Origin of the sequence: Rhizobium sp. GR12 (assembly GCF_036596185.1) — a bacterium.
Classification (GTDB): Bacteria; Pseudomonadota; Alphaproteobacteria; order Rhizobiales; family Rhizobiaceae; genus Agrobacterium; species Agrobacterium nepotum.
The window spans coordinates 194012-208894 of sequence record NZ_JASXTH010000009.1 but is presented as its reverse complement, the minus strand read 5'-3'; the positions used below and the strand labels follow the sequence as shown (position 1 = coordinate 208894).

Here is a 14883-nt window from a genome sequence, read left to right as displayed (position 1 = left end):
AGAATGGCCCCCAATTTCCTCCTTATTGACGCAGAAAAAGAATTCGATGTTTTGAAGGCGGCTTCGTCGCTGATCCGCGTGCAGATATTGAAGCTGCTGCACGAGGCCAACGGTCTGAATGTCAATGAGATCGCACAGAAGCTTGACCTTCCACAGTCCACGGTTTCGGCAGGTGTGACCGTTCTTGAGGAGGCGGGGCTGCTGCGAACCGAAGCGCGCAAGGCGCGCAAGGGCAGCCAGAAAATCTGTTTTGCGACCTGCGACGAACTCATCGTTTCGTTTCGAAGACCCGAAGCGCCAGCGGCGTCGAATTACATTGCCGTCGCCATGCCGCTCGGCCTCTACACGCAGAGTTCAGTGACGGCGCCTTGCGGCATCTGTTCGCCGGAGGGCATTATCGGGCTTCTCGACGTGCCGGATACCTTCATGGACCCGGACCGCATGAAGACAGCGCTTTTGTGGTTCACGTCGGGACATGTCGAGTATCAATTCCCCAATAATGCCAAGATTCAGGGCCGAAACGTCGAGGAAGTCGAGTTTTCGATGGAGGTCAGTTCCGAGGTGCCGGGAACGCACAGCAACTGGCCCTCGGACATTACCCTCTCCGTCAACGGCAAGGAAATCGGTGTCTGGACCTCGCCCGGCGACTTCGGGGACAAACGGGGGACGTTTACGCCGGACTGGTGGAAACTGTCCGGCTCCCAATACGGCATGCTGAAAACCTGGCGTATCACCGCCCAGGGAACCTATGTCGACGGGACGCGCATTTCAGACGTGACGCTGGCGGATATCGATCTGTCCAGCCATCGTTCGATCCGGCTGCGCATCGAGGTCAAGGCCGATGCGAAACATCCGGGCGGGCTCAACATCTTCGGCCGTGGTTTCGGAAATTACGATCAGGACATCGTATTGCGTCTGCGCACAGCGGACTGATCCAGTCATTTTTTAAAAGTATGATTTTCGCGGTTGACAGGCGCGGATTCCCTTGGCAACTATATCAGTAAATATGGTTTATATCATATTTTATGATATAGTGCGCATGGGAGGAGAGCCTTATGAAAGCACGGGTTTCAGTCCACCGGGACTTCCGGATTGGACGTATTGACGATCGCCTGTATTCCGCCTTTATCGAACATATGGGGCGGGCGATCTATGGCGGGATTTACGAACCCGGCCATCCGCAGGCGGATGAAAACGGCTTTCGCAAGGATGTCCTGAAATTCGTGCAGGATCTGAAAATCCCGGCGATCCGTTATCCTGGCGGCAATTTCGTTTCGGCCTATCGCTGGGAAGATGGCATCGGTCCCCGCGACAAGCGGCCGATCCGCCTCGATCTCGCGTGGCGCTCCAAGGAGACTAACCAGATCGGCGTCAATGAGTTCGCGGACTGGGCCTCGATGGCTGGCATAGAGATGATGCTTGCCGTCAACCTGGGTTCCCGTGGTCTGGACGATGCCCGCAACTTCCTCGAATACGTGAATTTCCCCGGCGGCACGGAACTCAGCGACCTTCGCCGCAGCCATGGCACGGAAAAGCCTCACGGCGTGAAGATGTGGTGCCTTGGCAACGAGATGGACGGCCCCTGGCAGATCGGTCACAAGACGGCGGTGGAGTATGGCCGGCTCGCCAACGAAACTGCAAAAGCCTTCAAGGGTTTCGACCCGACCATCGAGGCGATCGTCTGCGGAAGTTCGAACGACGGCATGCCGACCTATCCCGAATGGGAGCGCGAGGTGCTGGAAGAATGCTACGAGAATGTGGATCACATCTCGCTGCACAAATATTTCGGCAATAACAGCCGCGACACGCTGAATTACTTCGGGAAGATCGAAGAAACCGGGCGTTACATTCAGACTATCGCCGGCGTCATCGATTATGTGAAGGCCAAGAAGCGCGCCAAAAACGACGTCTCCATCTGCTTCGATGAGTGGAATGTCTGGTATCACATCCGCGAAGACGACAGCAAACGCATCAAGAGCTGGGACTGGCCGGAAGCGCCGGCACTATTGGAGGAGACCTACAATTTCGAGGACGCTCTCTTCGTTGCCGGTCTGCTCAACGAATTCATCCGTCGCTCGGACCGCGTGCGCATCGCCTGCATTGCCCAGCTCGTCAACGTCATCGCCCCCATCCGGGCGGAAAAGAACGGGCCGGCGTGGCGGCAGACGATCTATTATCCCTATCAGTTCGCCTCGCTCTATGGCCGTGGCGTCGCGCTGAACATCGCTGTCGATTGCCCGACCTATGATTGCAACGCGGCCGACGACGTCAAATATCTCGATGTCGCCGGCGTGTTCGATGAGGAGGAGGGCGTCGTGACGCTGTTCGTCCTCAATCGTCACCTGACCGAGGCGGCGGAACTCAATGTCGGCCTCACTGGTTTTTCGCCCGTTGCACTCAGCCTGCATCTTTCCATGGCGGGATACGATTTGAGGGTCGGCAACGGTCCGGATCAACCTGATCGCGTCGTGCCGGTGCCGGGCAGCGGCATCGGCGTCGAGGATGGGGCGCTCAAAGGCTCCGTGCCGGCGCTGTCCTATCATGTCCTGCGCGTGAAGGTTCAGTGAGGCGGTGATGGGTGTCCGTCTTAGCAATATCGCCAAGTCCTTCGGCTCCTTTGCAGCCATCCGGGACGTTTCGATGGAAATCCCGACGGGCAGCTTCGCGGTTTTCGTGGGGCCTTCCGGTTGCGGAAAATCCACCCTGTTGCGCATGATTGCCGGTCTTGAGGAAACCAGCGGCGGTCACATAGCCATAGATGACCGCGACGTCACTGCGGTCGAACCGGCGGATCGCGGTGTTGCGATGGTCTTCCAGAACTATGCGCTCTATCCGCATCTGACGGTGTTCGAGAACATGGCGTTCAGCCTGCGCCTCGCCCGCCGGCCGAAAGCGGAGGTGAACGAGAGGGTGGGGGAGGCTGCTCGCATCCTTCAGCTCGAGGATCACCTGCACAAAAGACCGTCGCAGCTTTCCGGCGGCCAGAGGCAGCGCGTGGCCATCGGCCGCGCGATCGTCCGGCAGCCGAAGGTGTTTCTCTTCGATGAGCCCCTGTCCAATCTGGATGCGGAACTTCGTGTCCAGATGCGGCTGGAACTGACCCGGCTTCACCGCAAGCTCGGCGCCACGATGATCTATGTCACGCATGACCAGGTGGAGGCCATGACGCTTGCGGACAAGATTTTCGTGCTGAAGGGCGGCATCGTGCAGCAGGCCGGTGCACCGCTCACTCTTTACGACGATCCGGACAACCGTTTCGTGGCGGGTTTCATCGGATCGCCAGCGATGAACTTCCTTGCAGCCGAAATTGTCGGGCAGCGGGACGGTATCGTGACGCTTACGTTTGAAGGTGGTGAAAAGCAGCTCGAAGCCCGGCTTTCGCAACCGGTTTCGCCCGGTCAGCGGGTCGAAATCGGCATAAGGCCGGAACATCTGGTGATCGTCGAGCAGGGTGCATTGCCGGTCAACGTCGAGGTGGCCGAGGAGCTTGGCGATCTTTCCTACCTCTATACCCGCACCAGGGCGGGAAAGGAGCTTGTCGTGCAGCGGCAGGGCTCGCGCGAGCGGCTGGATGGCCGCTCCGTCTCTCTAAGCGCCTCGCCCGATCACATCATGGTTTTCGACAGCGACGGCAAAAGGTTGCGATAGGCGCGAGGAGGCGCCTTTCGATGCAGTAAACCATCCCCTGAACGGGGTGTTCCAAAAACGGGAGGAGTGAACGATGCGACTGATCAAGACATTGCTTGTTGGTACGGTTCTGGGCCTGAGCGCCCTGCCGGCGCTGGCAAGGCAGGATATCGTCTGGTGGGACTTTCTGTCGGGCGGCGACGGCGTGCGCATGAAGGCGCTGATAGACGCCTTCAACAAGGAACATCCCGATATCCAGGTCAAGGGTACCACGCTCGAATGGGGCGTTCCCTTTTATACCAAGGTGCGCACGGCTTCCGCCGTTGGCGAAGGTCCTGATGTCATGACCTATCACCTGTCGCGCGCGCCGCTCGGCATTGAGGAAAAAGTGCTGAGCGAAATCACCGAAAAGGACCTTGCCGACGCTGAGCTGAAGGCGGCTGATTTCTTCAGCGCGCCCCTCGATGCGGCGACCCAGAACGGCAAGCTCTACGCCGTACCTTTCGATATCCATGCCCTCGTCCTCTATTACAATGCCGATCTCCTGAAGGGGTCTCCCTATCTCGATGCCGACGGCAAGCTGACCGGCATCAAGACGATGGAGGATTTTGAAAAGGCGCTGGCCTGGGCGAAGGACAATGGCGTCCAGACGCCGATTACCTATCAGTCGGGTGGCGAGGGCGGTGTATGGCGCGTGTTCTATACGCTCCTGTCGCAACAGGGTGGCGAACTGGTCACCAACAATGAAGTCCTCGCCGGCGACAATGCCGATAAGGCGGCAAAGGCCATCGAGACGATGTCCAGATGGCGGGAAAACGGCTGGGCGCCCGAGCAGGCGGAATATGAGGCATCCGTCGCCCTCTTTTCCGCCGGCAAGTCCGCTTTCCAGCTCAACGGCGTCTGGGAAGTGCCGACCTACAAGGATCTGGAAAAGAACGGCAAGCTCGGCTTCAAATGGAATGCGGTTGAAGTGCCGCCTTTCATGGGCAAGCGCGCCACCTGGGCGGATTCGCACGCCTTTGCCATTCCGAACGAAGGCGACAAGACGGTTTCCGGCGAAAAACGCGCCGCCGTCATGAAGGTCATCGGCTGGATGGAAAAACACGCCATCAGCTGGGCCGATGCCGGGCATATCCCGGCCTATAAATCGATCACCGAAAGCAGCGAATACAAGGCGATGCAGCCGAATGCCACCTATGCCTCGCTGGCGGAGGCCGCGGTGTTCGACCCGAAGACCACGATTACCGGGGTTGCCTCTCCCGCTTACGACGCGGCGCTCAACGTCATCGCTCCGGCCATTCAGGGCTATATGAGCGGCCTGGATGCGGTCGAGCAGATCAAGGCGGAGCTGCAAAGCAAGATCAAGTAATCCGTGACTGCCCTCCGGCGCTAAACAGGCCGGAGGGCAGCGTGCAATGCGGGAGGTCCCGGAGGCATTCCATGGCTATGATTGAAAACCGGCGCAAGAAATCGCTGATCGCGCTGTCGATGGTGACACCGTTCATCGTGGTCTTCACCACGTTCTTTCTTTACCCCCTGATCGAGATGGTGCGCATCAGCTTCACGGATGCGCCGCTGATCGGCGACGGCAACTGGGTCGGCCTTGAGAACTACGCGAAATTGCTGAGCGATCGCCTGTTCCTCACCTCGCTCAAGAACAACGGCTATTTCGTACTGCTGACGGTCGTGCCGACAACGGTCATCGCCTTGATGATTGCGCTGGCCGTCAGCCGCTTGTCGGGCGTCAAGCAGACAATCGCCATGAGCCTGTTTTTCCTGCCCTACGTCCTGCCTGTTTCGGTCGTCACCGAGATATGGGCCTGGATGCTCGATCTGCAGTTCGGCATTCTCCAGCCGGTCATATCGTTGCTGGCGGGTAAACCCATCGCCGTTTTCAAGAACCCCAATTGGGTCATGCCGATGGTCGCCGTCGTCACGATCTGGTGGACGAACGGCTTCAACGTGCTGCTGTTCATTGCCGGCCTGCGAAACATACCGACCGAGCTTTATGAGGCGGCGGCACTCGATGGCGCGACGACCTGGCAGCGTTTCTGGCGGGTTACATGGCCGCTTCTGTGGCCGGTGACAGCACTTGTCCTGACGCTGCAACTGATCCTGCAACTGAAGATATTCGATCAGATCTATCTGTTGAGCGGCGGCGGTCCCTTCAACTCCAGCTTCGTGCTTCTGCTCAAGGTCTATCGGGAAGCGTTCCAGATGAACAATGGCGGCTACGCATCTGCCGTTGCGACGGTGCTTTTCCTCCTGATCGTCGTCGTTTCCGTTCTCCAGTTCCAGTTGCTGCGCATCCGGAGGAATTCATGAGCCCGACAAAAAAACTCGAGAACATCATTTTGACGCTGCTGACGTTTTCGGCGGCGATCGTATGGATTTTTCCGCTCTACTGGACTTTCGTCACGTCAATTCGTTCCGACGAAAATGTTGCCGGCAATACATCGCTGTTGCCCGACGAATTCCAGTTTGGCGCCTATGTAAACGCCATCTTCAATACGCGGTTGATGAACTGGTATATGAACTCCATCGGCACTGCGGTCATCGTGACGGTCTCCGTCCTGGTAATTTCGATGTTATGCGCCTATGCGCTGTCGCAGATACGCTTTCCAGGGCGACGGCTGCTTTACGGCATCGTGCTGGCGAGTTTCATGGTGCCGGCGCAGACGCTTGTCGTCACGCAGTTCATCCTGATGAAGAACCTCAACCTCATCAACACCTGGGCCGGGATCATCCTGCCGCAGCTGATTACCCCCATCGTCATCATCGTCTACAAGCAGTTTTTCGACAGCGTGCCCAAGGAGATGCGCGAAGCGGTGGTTCTGGATGGCGGCGGCGAATACACGATCCTTTTTAAGGTGTATCTGCCGCTGAACTGGGGCATCACGACCGCCATGGCGATCGTGACCTTCATTACGGTGTGGAACGCCTTCTTCTGGCCTTTCCTCGTCGTCACCTCTGAAAACATGATGACGATCCCGGTCGGCATCACGCAGGTAAACGACGCCTTCGGTGTCGCCTATGCGCGCCTGATGGCCGTTGCCATGCTGGCGGCGCTACCGGTCATCGTCGCTTATGTCATCTTCCAGCGACGCGTGACGGAAGCCATCATGATTTCGTCCGGTGTTAAAGGGTGAGGAAGTGATCGGCTACGATGCATTATTCAGGAAAAAACGGTTCACCGGGCGTTGCAGGCCGAGATGATCGCGCAATGTCGGTCCCTCATAGTCTCTCCGGAACAAACCGCGTCTTTGCAGTTCCGGCACGAGGAGGGTGGTGAAAGCGTCGAGACCGGCGGGTAGGAAGGGGAAGGTGACGTTGAAGCCGTCCGAGCCCTCTTCGTAGAGCCATTGCTCCATCTCATCGGCAATCGTCTGCGCCGTGCCGACGAATGCGAGACCCGCATAACCGCCCAGCCGCTGGGCGAGCTGGCGCACCGTCAGGCCTTCGCTTCTGGCGAGTTCGATCACCCTTTCACGGCTGGATTTACTCGCATTCGTTTCGGGAATGTCCGGCAATGGACCATCGGGATCGAAGCCGGAAACATCATGGCCGAGCGCAATCGAAAGCGAGGCGATCGCGCTTTCATAATGGACGAGACTGTCGAGCCGGGCGCGCTTGGCTTTTGCCTCCTCGACGGTATCGCCGAGCAGAACGAAGGCGCCCGGCAGAATGACGATGCCGTCGCGGGAACGGCCCGCCGCGACAGTCCTGTCCTTGACGTCTTTGTAAAAGGCCTTTCCCGCTGCAAGGGTGGGTGTTGCCGCAAAAACGACCTCTGCGGTTTCGGCAGCTAGCTGGCGTCCCGGCTCCGAAGCTCCAGCCTGAACGATGACGGGCCAACCCTGCACCGGACGCGCGATATTGAGCGGCCCGCGCACGGAGAACTCGGGTCCCTTGTGATCGAGAACGTGCATTTTTTCAGGATCGAAGAACAGCCCGCTATCGACGTCCCGGATAAAGGCTTCATCGGAGAATGAGTCCCAGAGGCCGGTGACGACATCGTAAAATTCCCGCGCTCGTCCATAACGCTCCGTGTGATCAGGTTGTTCTTCCCGACCGAAATTCAGCGCCGCATCCGGGTTTGACGTGGTGACGATGTTCCAGCCGGCGCGGCCATTGCTGAGGTGATCGAGAGAGGCGAAACGCCGCGCCACATGATACGGCTCATCGAATGTTGTGGAGGCGGTGGCGACAAGACCGATGCGGGAAGTGACGGCTGCTAGCGCCGAAAGCAGGGTGAAGGGTTCGAAAGACGTCACGGTATGGCTGCGGCGCAGGGCTTCCGTCGGCATGTTCAGCACCGCCAGATGATCGGCCATGAAAAACGCATCGAATTTCGCGGCTTCGAGTTGTTGCGCGAAGCGCGCCAGATGGGCGAAGTTGAAATTGGCGTCCGGGAAAGATCCCGGATAACGCCATGCACCCGTGTGGAGACTGACGGGCCGCATAAAGGCGCCGAGATGCAGTTTGCGATCATTTGCCATTAGGCTTCACTCTCTCATTGGTGTTTCTGATCCGGGCGGCTTATCTTGTCGATTGCTGCGAACAACCGCAGGCAGGCCCGATCCTCATCGCGACGATATCCCTGCCGGGGGATTGGCGCGGCAAACACTATTCCGATAGTGACTTCCAAACCGAAAGATTTTTCCTGAAATTATCCATTTCGCATGATCTCTTTGCTGGCAACGGGTTTGCCTCGGCCTTGTTGGCCGCAGGAACCGGCTGGCGGCGTGCCATCCGTGGCGACTGCCAAACGAATGGCAGCGTATTTTTCACATGGGATTTTATGCACTAAAACTAAGTAAATTCAGTATATTGTCTAAAATAGTTAATGTAGTTTGTTCTTTCGGGCTTGCTGGTCGAGATCGATAAAAAACACGTCGATTCCACGTCCGGCGCGGTTGGAACATTCCCAAACCGCGCTGGACTGTTTCGCGCTCAAACTCCCACCTTCAAACCGTCAGCAGTTTCTCGTTACCGATGCGGGTAGCCACAATGGCTCCCTCGATTTCGATCCGCTTGCCCGTGGCGGGGTCAAAGAAGTGGAGGTGGTTGGGGGGCAGCTCGAAGTGGATGCGCTGGCCGGGTTTGACCAGCAGATCCTCGCCAATGGCGGCGGAGAAGGTCTCGCCGGCAATATCCGCATGCACGATGCGGCCGGAGCCCAGTTCTTCCACGAAATCGACGGTTGCCGGCACGCCCGCACCTTCGGTGCTGACCAGGCATTGTTCCGGGCGGATGCCCACCGTCACGTCGCGGCCGCGCAGTTCTAGTGCCGTTTCGGGGAAGAGTTTGACTGGCGTGCCGCCCAGCATCACGGCAGGAGATTCGACTTCCACCCGCGTGTTGAACAGGTTCATGGCCGGTGAGCCGATGAAGGAGGCGACGAAGGTGCTGGCCGGACGGTGATAGATATCGAGCGGATGGCCGACTTGCTCGACATTGCCCTTGTTCATCACTACCAGGCGGTCAGCCAGTGTCATGGCTTCCACCTGGTCGTGGGTGACGAAGACGGAGGTGGCGGACAGGCGCTGGTGCAGCTTGCGGATTTCAGCGCGCATCGTCACGCGCAGCTTGGCGTCGAGGTTGGACAGCGGCTCGTCGAAGAGAAACACCTGCGGTTCGCGGATGATTGCGCGGGCCATGGCCACACGTTGGCGCTGGCCACCGGAAAGGGCGGCGGGCTTGCGCTCGAGAAAGTCGGAAAGGCCGACGATCTTTGCCGTTTCCTCGACGCGGCGCAGGCGCTCGGCCTTGGCGACGCCGGCGACTTTCAGCGCATAACCGATATTGCCTGATACCGTCATATGCGGATAAAGCGCGTAATTCTGGAACACCATGGCGCAACCGCGCTCGCGCGGCTCCAGCGTGTTGACGACACGCCCGCCAATGGCGATTTCACCTGACGTGATATCCTCCAGCCCGGCGATCATCCGCAGAAGCGTGGATTTGCCGCAGCCCGAGGGACCGAGGATGACGACGAATTCGCCGGTTTCGAAAGTGAGATCCACGCCGTGCAGGGTCGGGGTCTTGCCGTAGGATTTGCGGACCTGCCGAATATCGATCTGAGCCATGATACTGAAAACCTTGTTGTTGAAAAACCGTGCCGTCACTTGTCGGACGAGACGAGACCGCGGACGAACCAGCGTTGCAGGAACGCCACGACGAGAAGCGGCGGCAAGATGATGATGAGGGAACCGGCAAGCGTGACGTTCCAGTCCGGAGTGCCGTCCTCGGAGGGCAAAAGCGCGCGCAACGACATCATCACCGTCTTGTAGGAGGGGTCGGTGACCATCAGCAGCGGCCACAGATACTGGTTCCACGATGAGACGAAGAGAATGGTGGTGAGGGCGAGCATGTTGGTGCGCGACAGCGGCAGCAGCACGTCGAAAAAGAAACGAACGGGACCGGAACCGTCCATGCGCGCCGCTTCCGCAAGCTCGTCCGGCAGGGTCATGAAAAACTGCCGGTAGAGAAAGGTGCCGGTGGCCGTGGCGACAAGCGGCAGCGACAGACCCGCATAGGAATTCAGCAGGTTCCATTCGACATTGATTTCGACACCGCTGACCAGCGCTATGAGGTAGCGGAACGGCTGGAACACATCCGCCGCCACGGCATAGGTCGGAACGGCGCGAATTTCGAGCGGCAACATCAGCGTGATGAAGACGGACCAGAAGAACAGGTGTTTCAGCGGCGAACGGAAAAATACGATGGCGAAGGCGGTGAGCGCGGACAGAGCCACCTTGCCCGCTGTAACGAGCGAGGCCATCACCAGACTGTTGAACATGGCGGTGCCGAGATTGGCGCGGTTCCAGGCGGTGCCGAGATTGTTGAAAAGCTCGCCCTGCGGCATGAAGCTGAAGGGCGTGTGGTTGACCTGCTGCACCGTCTGGCTGGCGCCAGCCAGCACCACGATGAAGGGGCCGATGAGAAGCAGAAGTCCCGCGACCATGACCACGTAGGTCAGGGCGTCGGCATAGGGCGTGCGCTGGATCATCTCTCAGGCCTCACTTGTAATGGACGCGCCGCTCGATGAAGCGGAACTGGATGAAGGTGAAGACCATGATGAGACCGATCAGGACGATGGTTTGTGCCGACGCGCCGGAATAGTTCAGTCCTTCGAAGGCCTCGGTGACGATGCGGTAAACCATCACGTCGGTGGCGCGATTGGGACCGCCTGCCGTCAGAGAATGCACGATGCCAAACGTGTCCTGGCCGACGAAACCCTCGGTCATCATCGTCACCATCAGGAAGAACAGCGTAGGCGCGAGCAACGGCACCTGAATGTCTATGGCGCGGCGGATCGGGCCGGAGCCGTCCATCGCTGCGGCTTCCGTCAGCGAACGGGGCACGGATTGCAGGCCGGCGAACAGGAAGATGAAGGTGTAGCCCGCCCATTTCCAGATGAAGATGGCGATGACGAGCGCCAGTGCATGTTCCCCGTACTTGGCCGGGTTCCAGATATCCGGCCAGGTGGCGTTCAGTGATGCGGCAAGCCCGCGCTCCGGCGACAGGATGAAGCGGAAGGCCATGCCGGCGGCGGGGCCTGCAATGGCGAAAGGCAGGATATACAGAACCCGGAAAAATCCGGAGCCGGGAAGCTGGCGATCGACGGAGAGAGCCAGAACGAGGCCGATCGATATGGCGACGAAGGGGCCGACGGTTGCGAAGATCAGGCTGACGGTAACGGAATGCCAGTAGAACGGATCGGAGAAGACTTCCTGGAAATTGGCGAAACCGACGAATTCCGCCGCGCCGCCAAAGGGCGGTTGAAGGGTGAAGGCCCAGTTGATCACCGCCGCCACGGGCCAGTAGAAGAACAGGAGGATCAGTGCCAGCTGCGGCAATGCGAACAGCAGCGGCAACCATGTGCTTTTGAAAACGGCGCGCTTTTCCATGAAATATCCGAAACAGAAAATGGCATTAAGAGTTTGCCCGTGCGGACACGGGCAAACCCAGGCGAAAAGGACCGGCTTAGTTCAGCTTGGCGCCGGCATAGGTCTTTTCGAAGCGACGCAGATTGGCGTTCGAACGCTCAACAGCCTTGTCGAGTTCGGCCTGAATGTCGGCGTTCTGCATGAAGATGGCTTCGAGCGAGGTCGAAACTTCCTTGCGGATCTGCGTGAAACCGCCGAGACGGATGCCGCGCGTATATTCGGAAGGCGGCGTAAACGTCAGGCTTTCGATCGCCTTTTCACGGCCCTTGTAGGGAGCCTTGTCGTAGAAGCCGTTGGCCTTCATGGCGTCGAAGCCGGTCTTGGTAACCGGGATGTAGCCGGTAACGGTCGACCACCACTCAACCATATCAGGCTGGGCGATGAAGTTCAGGAATGCGGCCGCACCCTTGTATTCGGCGTCCGGACGACCGGCCATGACCCAGAGCGAAGCACCGCCAACCAGCGAGTTGTGGCGCTCGGTGCCCTTCCAGATCGGCAGCATGGCAACGTCCCACTTCACGCCTTCCGGCATGGCCTTGCCGACGGTGCCGTGGCCGGCGATCGAGGACATGAACATCTGGCAGGTCTGCGAGGTGAAGGCGGGCAGGATGTCCATGCCGAGCTGCTTGGTCTTGACGACGAACAGCTTCTCGTCCTGCATCTTCTTGAAGAATTTGACCTGATCGACGAACTTCGTCTTGTTGATCGTCAGTTCGGCGTCGAGACCCTGATAACCGTTGCCCTTGGTGGCGATAGGCTGGTTGTGGATGGCGGAGAACTGCTCCATCAGCATCCAGGTGTCGAAATTAAAGGCCAGCGGGCACTCGAAACCGGCGGTCTTCAGCTTCCTGGCGGCCTCTTCGACCTGTTCCCAGGTGTCGGGCTTGAAGGTGATGCCAGCTTTTTCGAAGGCGTCGACATTGTAATAAAAGACGGCGGTGGAGGAATTGTAGGGGAAGGAGTTCAGCTCGCCGTCAGCCGTCGCATAATAATTGGCGATGCCGGGGAAATAGTTGTTCCAGTCGATCTTGTAACCGTTGTCGGCCATCAGCTTCTTGGCGGGAATGAAAGCCTTGGACAGCATCATGTCCAGCGTGCCGGCATCGTAGATCTGGGTGATGGCGGGCTGCTTCTTGGCGCGGTAGGCGGCAATGGTGTTCTGCAACGTGGCGTCGTAATCGTTCTGCGAGGTGCAGACGATCTCGAATTCAGCCTGGGAGTCGTTGAACTTCTTGCAGGTTTCCTGAACGCGGTCGCCGAGATCGCCGGAAAGGCCGTGCCAGAATTCGAACTTGGTCTTTTCTGCGTGGGCAGCCGTGGCGCCGAAGGCGGCGGCCATGGCAACGCCGGCCACGAAAGAGGTCAGAGCGGAAGGTTTCATGAGGTGAGCCCCGTTGATGGATTGATGGCATGATCGGCAAGGACGTCACATCCTCCGCACGAAGCCATGGGCTCTGCTAGCAGCCGTTTTTGACGGATAGCTTACATTTTGTTGAACGTTTTGTGATGACTGGCCGCGCAGGGAGATCTGCGCGGCGGAGCAGGCGGGAGAAAAGCCGTAGAGACGGATTTCCACTTATTTTACATGCTATTACGGTTTCGAAGCAACTTCGCTACTTGCTGCTGAATAGTGCGCCTGCATCAACCGCGACGTGCGGCTTCGATGGCGGCGACGTCGATTTTCGTCATATTCATCATTGCCGCAAAGGCGCGTTTGGCCTCCGCGCCGCCCACTGCCATGGCTTCCATCAGCACGCGCGGGGTGATCTGCCAGGAGATGCCCCATCTGTCCTTGCACCAGCCGCAGACGCTTTCTGCGCCGCCATTGCCGACGATGGCGTTCCAGTAACGGTCGGTTTCCGCTTGATCCTCGGTTAGGATCTGGAACGAAAAAGCTTCGCTGTGCTTGAATTCCGGCCCGCCATTGAGGCCGACGCAGGGCACGCCGACGACTGTGAATTCCACCAGCAGCACATCCCCCTCCTTGCCGGAGGGATAGTCGCTCGGTGCATAGTATACCTTGCTCACCGCGCTGTCGGGAAAGGTCTCGGCGTAAAACCTGGCGGCTGCCTCGGCGTCCTTGTCGTACCAGATGCAGATCACATTCTTCTTCATTTGCGCCTCCTCCGAAATTCAGGCCCCATTCGGCATAGAATGCTACTATGCGGCGAACGTTCCGAACGTAGCGGAGAAAAGGCACAATTTTACGATTGAAGAACAGCGGAAGGTCTGGGAAAATCTTCTCGATTGCCTGATGATTGGTGCATCGCGCCTGGAATTTGCGGGGAAATTCGTTTGGCAGGGATATCGACTGGCCACATCGGCCTTGCTCTCTGGTTTCTGGCTTCGGCCTGCGGCGCGGCCGGGGCTGAGGAGCCGGCTGCGGGAAAGCCGACCTGTACCTACACCCATGATGTTGCGCCGGAATTGTGCATCCGCGTCGGCAGTTACAATAGCGATCTGTGTCACGCCATCGAGGTTCTGGCCGGGCGCCATGCCGTGCCACCGGATTATTTCGCCCGGCTCATCTGGCGGGAAAGCCTGTTCCGGGCCAATGCGGTCAGTCCGAAAGGCGCTGAGGGCATAGCCCAGTTCATGCCGGGAACGGCAAGGCTGCGCGGCCTTAAAGACAGCTTCAACATCATCGCCGCGCTGGAGACGTCCTCCCGTTATCTCTCGGAGCTGAATGTGCAATTCGGCAATTTCGGCCTTGCAGCTGCGGCTTATAATGCCGGTGAGGCGGGATTGCGGACATTCATCGCCACCGGCCGGTTGCCGACGGAAACCCGGGATTACGTGTTCGCGATAACGGGATATCCCGCAGAGACATGGAAGGACAATCCGCCGGAAAAGGCGGCCCCGGCGCTGGACGACAGCCGGTCCTTCATCGATGCCTGCCTGCGTCTGGCCGACACCCGAACGATGAACGATCCCGTCCTCATCTCATCGGCCGACTGGGCGCCATGGGGCGTGCAGCTTGCCGCGCATTATAATCCGGCGGTGGCAAACCGGCTTTTCACCCGTGCGATAGGCCGGTTGTCCGGGCCGCTTAATGCCGAGCGGGCATTGATCGTGCGGCAGCGAGGCGGAAATTTCGGTTCGCGCCCACGTTATGCCGCCCGCATCGGCCGCGACACACGCGGCGAGGCCAATGAGCTTTGCGGTGAAATCCGGCAGGCCGGCGTTTCCTGCACCGTATTTCGCAACCGGTAGAGAATGCCGGCATGGTGGACGTCGATCATGACAAGTTGATCGGCATTTTGGCCGCTCCTTCTTTCAGCGCAAGATGATCGATCCTAGATTG

Annotated in this window: 14 protein-coding genes; 8 read left to right on the top strand and 6 right to left on the bottom strand. The window is 58.8% G+C overall.

Annotation, left to right across the window (positions count from 1 at the left end; genetic code table 11):
- The first annotated feature begins 3 nt into the window (after positions 1-3).
- From QSK43_RS17445 to QSK43_RS17420, 6 genes are all read left to right on the top strand, one after another.
- Entirely contained in the window at positions 4-933 is a 930-nt protein-coding gene (locus QSK43_RS17445; protein ID WP_332304505.1) for an ArsR/SmtB family transcription factor, read from the top strand.
- A 122-nt stretch (positions 934-1055) separates the two neighbouring features.
- A complete protein-coding gene (gene arfA / locus QSK43_RS17440; RefSeq protein ID WP_045020453.1) occupies positions 1056-2567 on the top strand; it encodes an arabinosylfuranosidase ArfA in 1512 nt (503 codons plus the stop codon).
- A 7-nt stretch (positions 2568-2574) separates the two neighbouring features.
- Positions 2575-3648, top strand: coding sequence for an ABC transporter ATP-binding protein (locus QSK43_RS17435; RefSeq protein ID WP_332304504.1), 1074 nt, complete (start codon positions 2575-2577; stop codon positions 3646-3648).
- Between the two features lie 73 nt (positions 3649-3721).
- Positions 3722-4996 carry an extracellular solute-binding protein gene (locus QSK43_RS17430; RefSeq protein WP_332304503.1) on the top strand — a complete coding sequence of 425 codons (1275 nt, stop codon included), beginning with the start codon at positions 3722-3724 and terminating at the stop codon, positions 4994-4996.
- Between the two features lie 71 nt (positions 4997-5067).
- Positions 5068-5952, top strand: coding sequence for a carbohydrate ABC transporter permease (locus QSK43_RS17425; RefSeq protein ID WP_045020447.1), 885 nt, complete (start codon positions 5068-5070; stop codon positions 5950-5952).
- Entirely contained in the window at positions 5949-6776 is an 828-nt protein-coding gene (locus tag QSK43_RS17420) for a carbohydrate ABC transporter permease (protein WP_332304502.1), read from the top strand. Before QSK43_RS17425 ends, QSK43_RS17420 begins: the two co-directional genes overlap by 4 nt.
- A gap of 12 nt (positions 6777-6788) precedes the next feature.
- Here the strand turns inward: QSK43_RS17420 and QSK43_RS17415 are convergent, their stop codons facing one another.
- Entirely contained in the window at positions 6789-8126 is a 1338-nt protein-coding gene (locus QSK43_RS17415; RefSeq protein WP_332304501.1) for an LLM class flavin-dependent oxidoreductase, read from the bottom strand.
- Positions 8127-8143: 17 nt separating this feature from the next.
- Here QSK43_RS17415 and QSK43_RS17410 point away from each other — a divergent pair, with 17 nt between their 5' ends.
- Complete coding sequence (locus QSK43_RS17410) at positions 8144-8437, top strand: hypothetical protein (protein WP_332304500.1); 294 nt, start codon at positions 8144-8146, stop codon at positions 8435-8437.
- 157 nt (positions 8438-8594) lie between these two features.
- Here the strand turns inward: QSK43_RS17410 and QSK43_RS17405 are convergent, their stop codons facing one another.
- The 5 genes from QSK43_RS17405 to QSK43_RS17385 form a co-directional block, all read right to left on the bottom strand.
- Complete coding sequence (locus tag QSK43_RS17405; protein ID WP_332304499.1) at positions 8595-9716, bottom strand: sn-glycerol-3-phosphate import ATP-binding protein UgpC; 1122 nt, start codon at positions 9714-9716, stop codon at positions 8595-8597.
- A gap of 35 nt (positions 9717-9751) precedes the next feature.
- Entirely contained in the window at positions 9752-10639 is an 888-nt protein-coding gene (locus QSK43_RS17400) for an ABC transporter permease subunit (protein WP_045020432.1), read from the bottom strand.
- A gap of 10 nt (positions 10640-10649) precedes the next feature.
- Entirely contained in the window at positions 10650-11540 is an 891-nt protein-coding gene (locus QSK43_RS17395; RefSeq protein WP_045020429.1) for a carbohydrate ABC transporter permease, read from the bottom strand.
- A gap of 76 nt (positions 11541-11616) precedes the next feature.
- Positions 11617-12960, bottom strand: coding sequence for an extracellular solute-binding protein (locus tag QSK43_RS17390; protein ID WP_045020428.1), 1344 nt, complete (start codon positions 12958-12960; stop codon positions 11617-11619).
- 260 nt (positions 12961-13220) lie between these two features.
- Positions 13221-13694, bottom strand: coding sequence for a VOC family protein (locus QSK43_RS17385; protein ID WP_332304498.1), 474 nt, complete (start codon positions 13692-13694; stop codon positions 13221-13223).
- A 204-nt stretch (positions 13695-13898) separates the two neighbouring features.
- On the opposite strand from QSK43_RS17385, the gene QSK43_RS17380 reads away from it, so the two are divergent.
- Positions 13899-14792 carry a transglycosylase SLT domain-containing protein gene (locus QSK43_RS17380; protein WP_442967854.1) on the top strand — a complete coding sequence of 298 codons (894 nt, stop codon included), beginning with the start codon at positions 13899-13901 and terminating at the stop codon, positions 14790-14792.
- Positions 14793-14883: the final 91 nt, after the last annotated feature.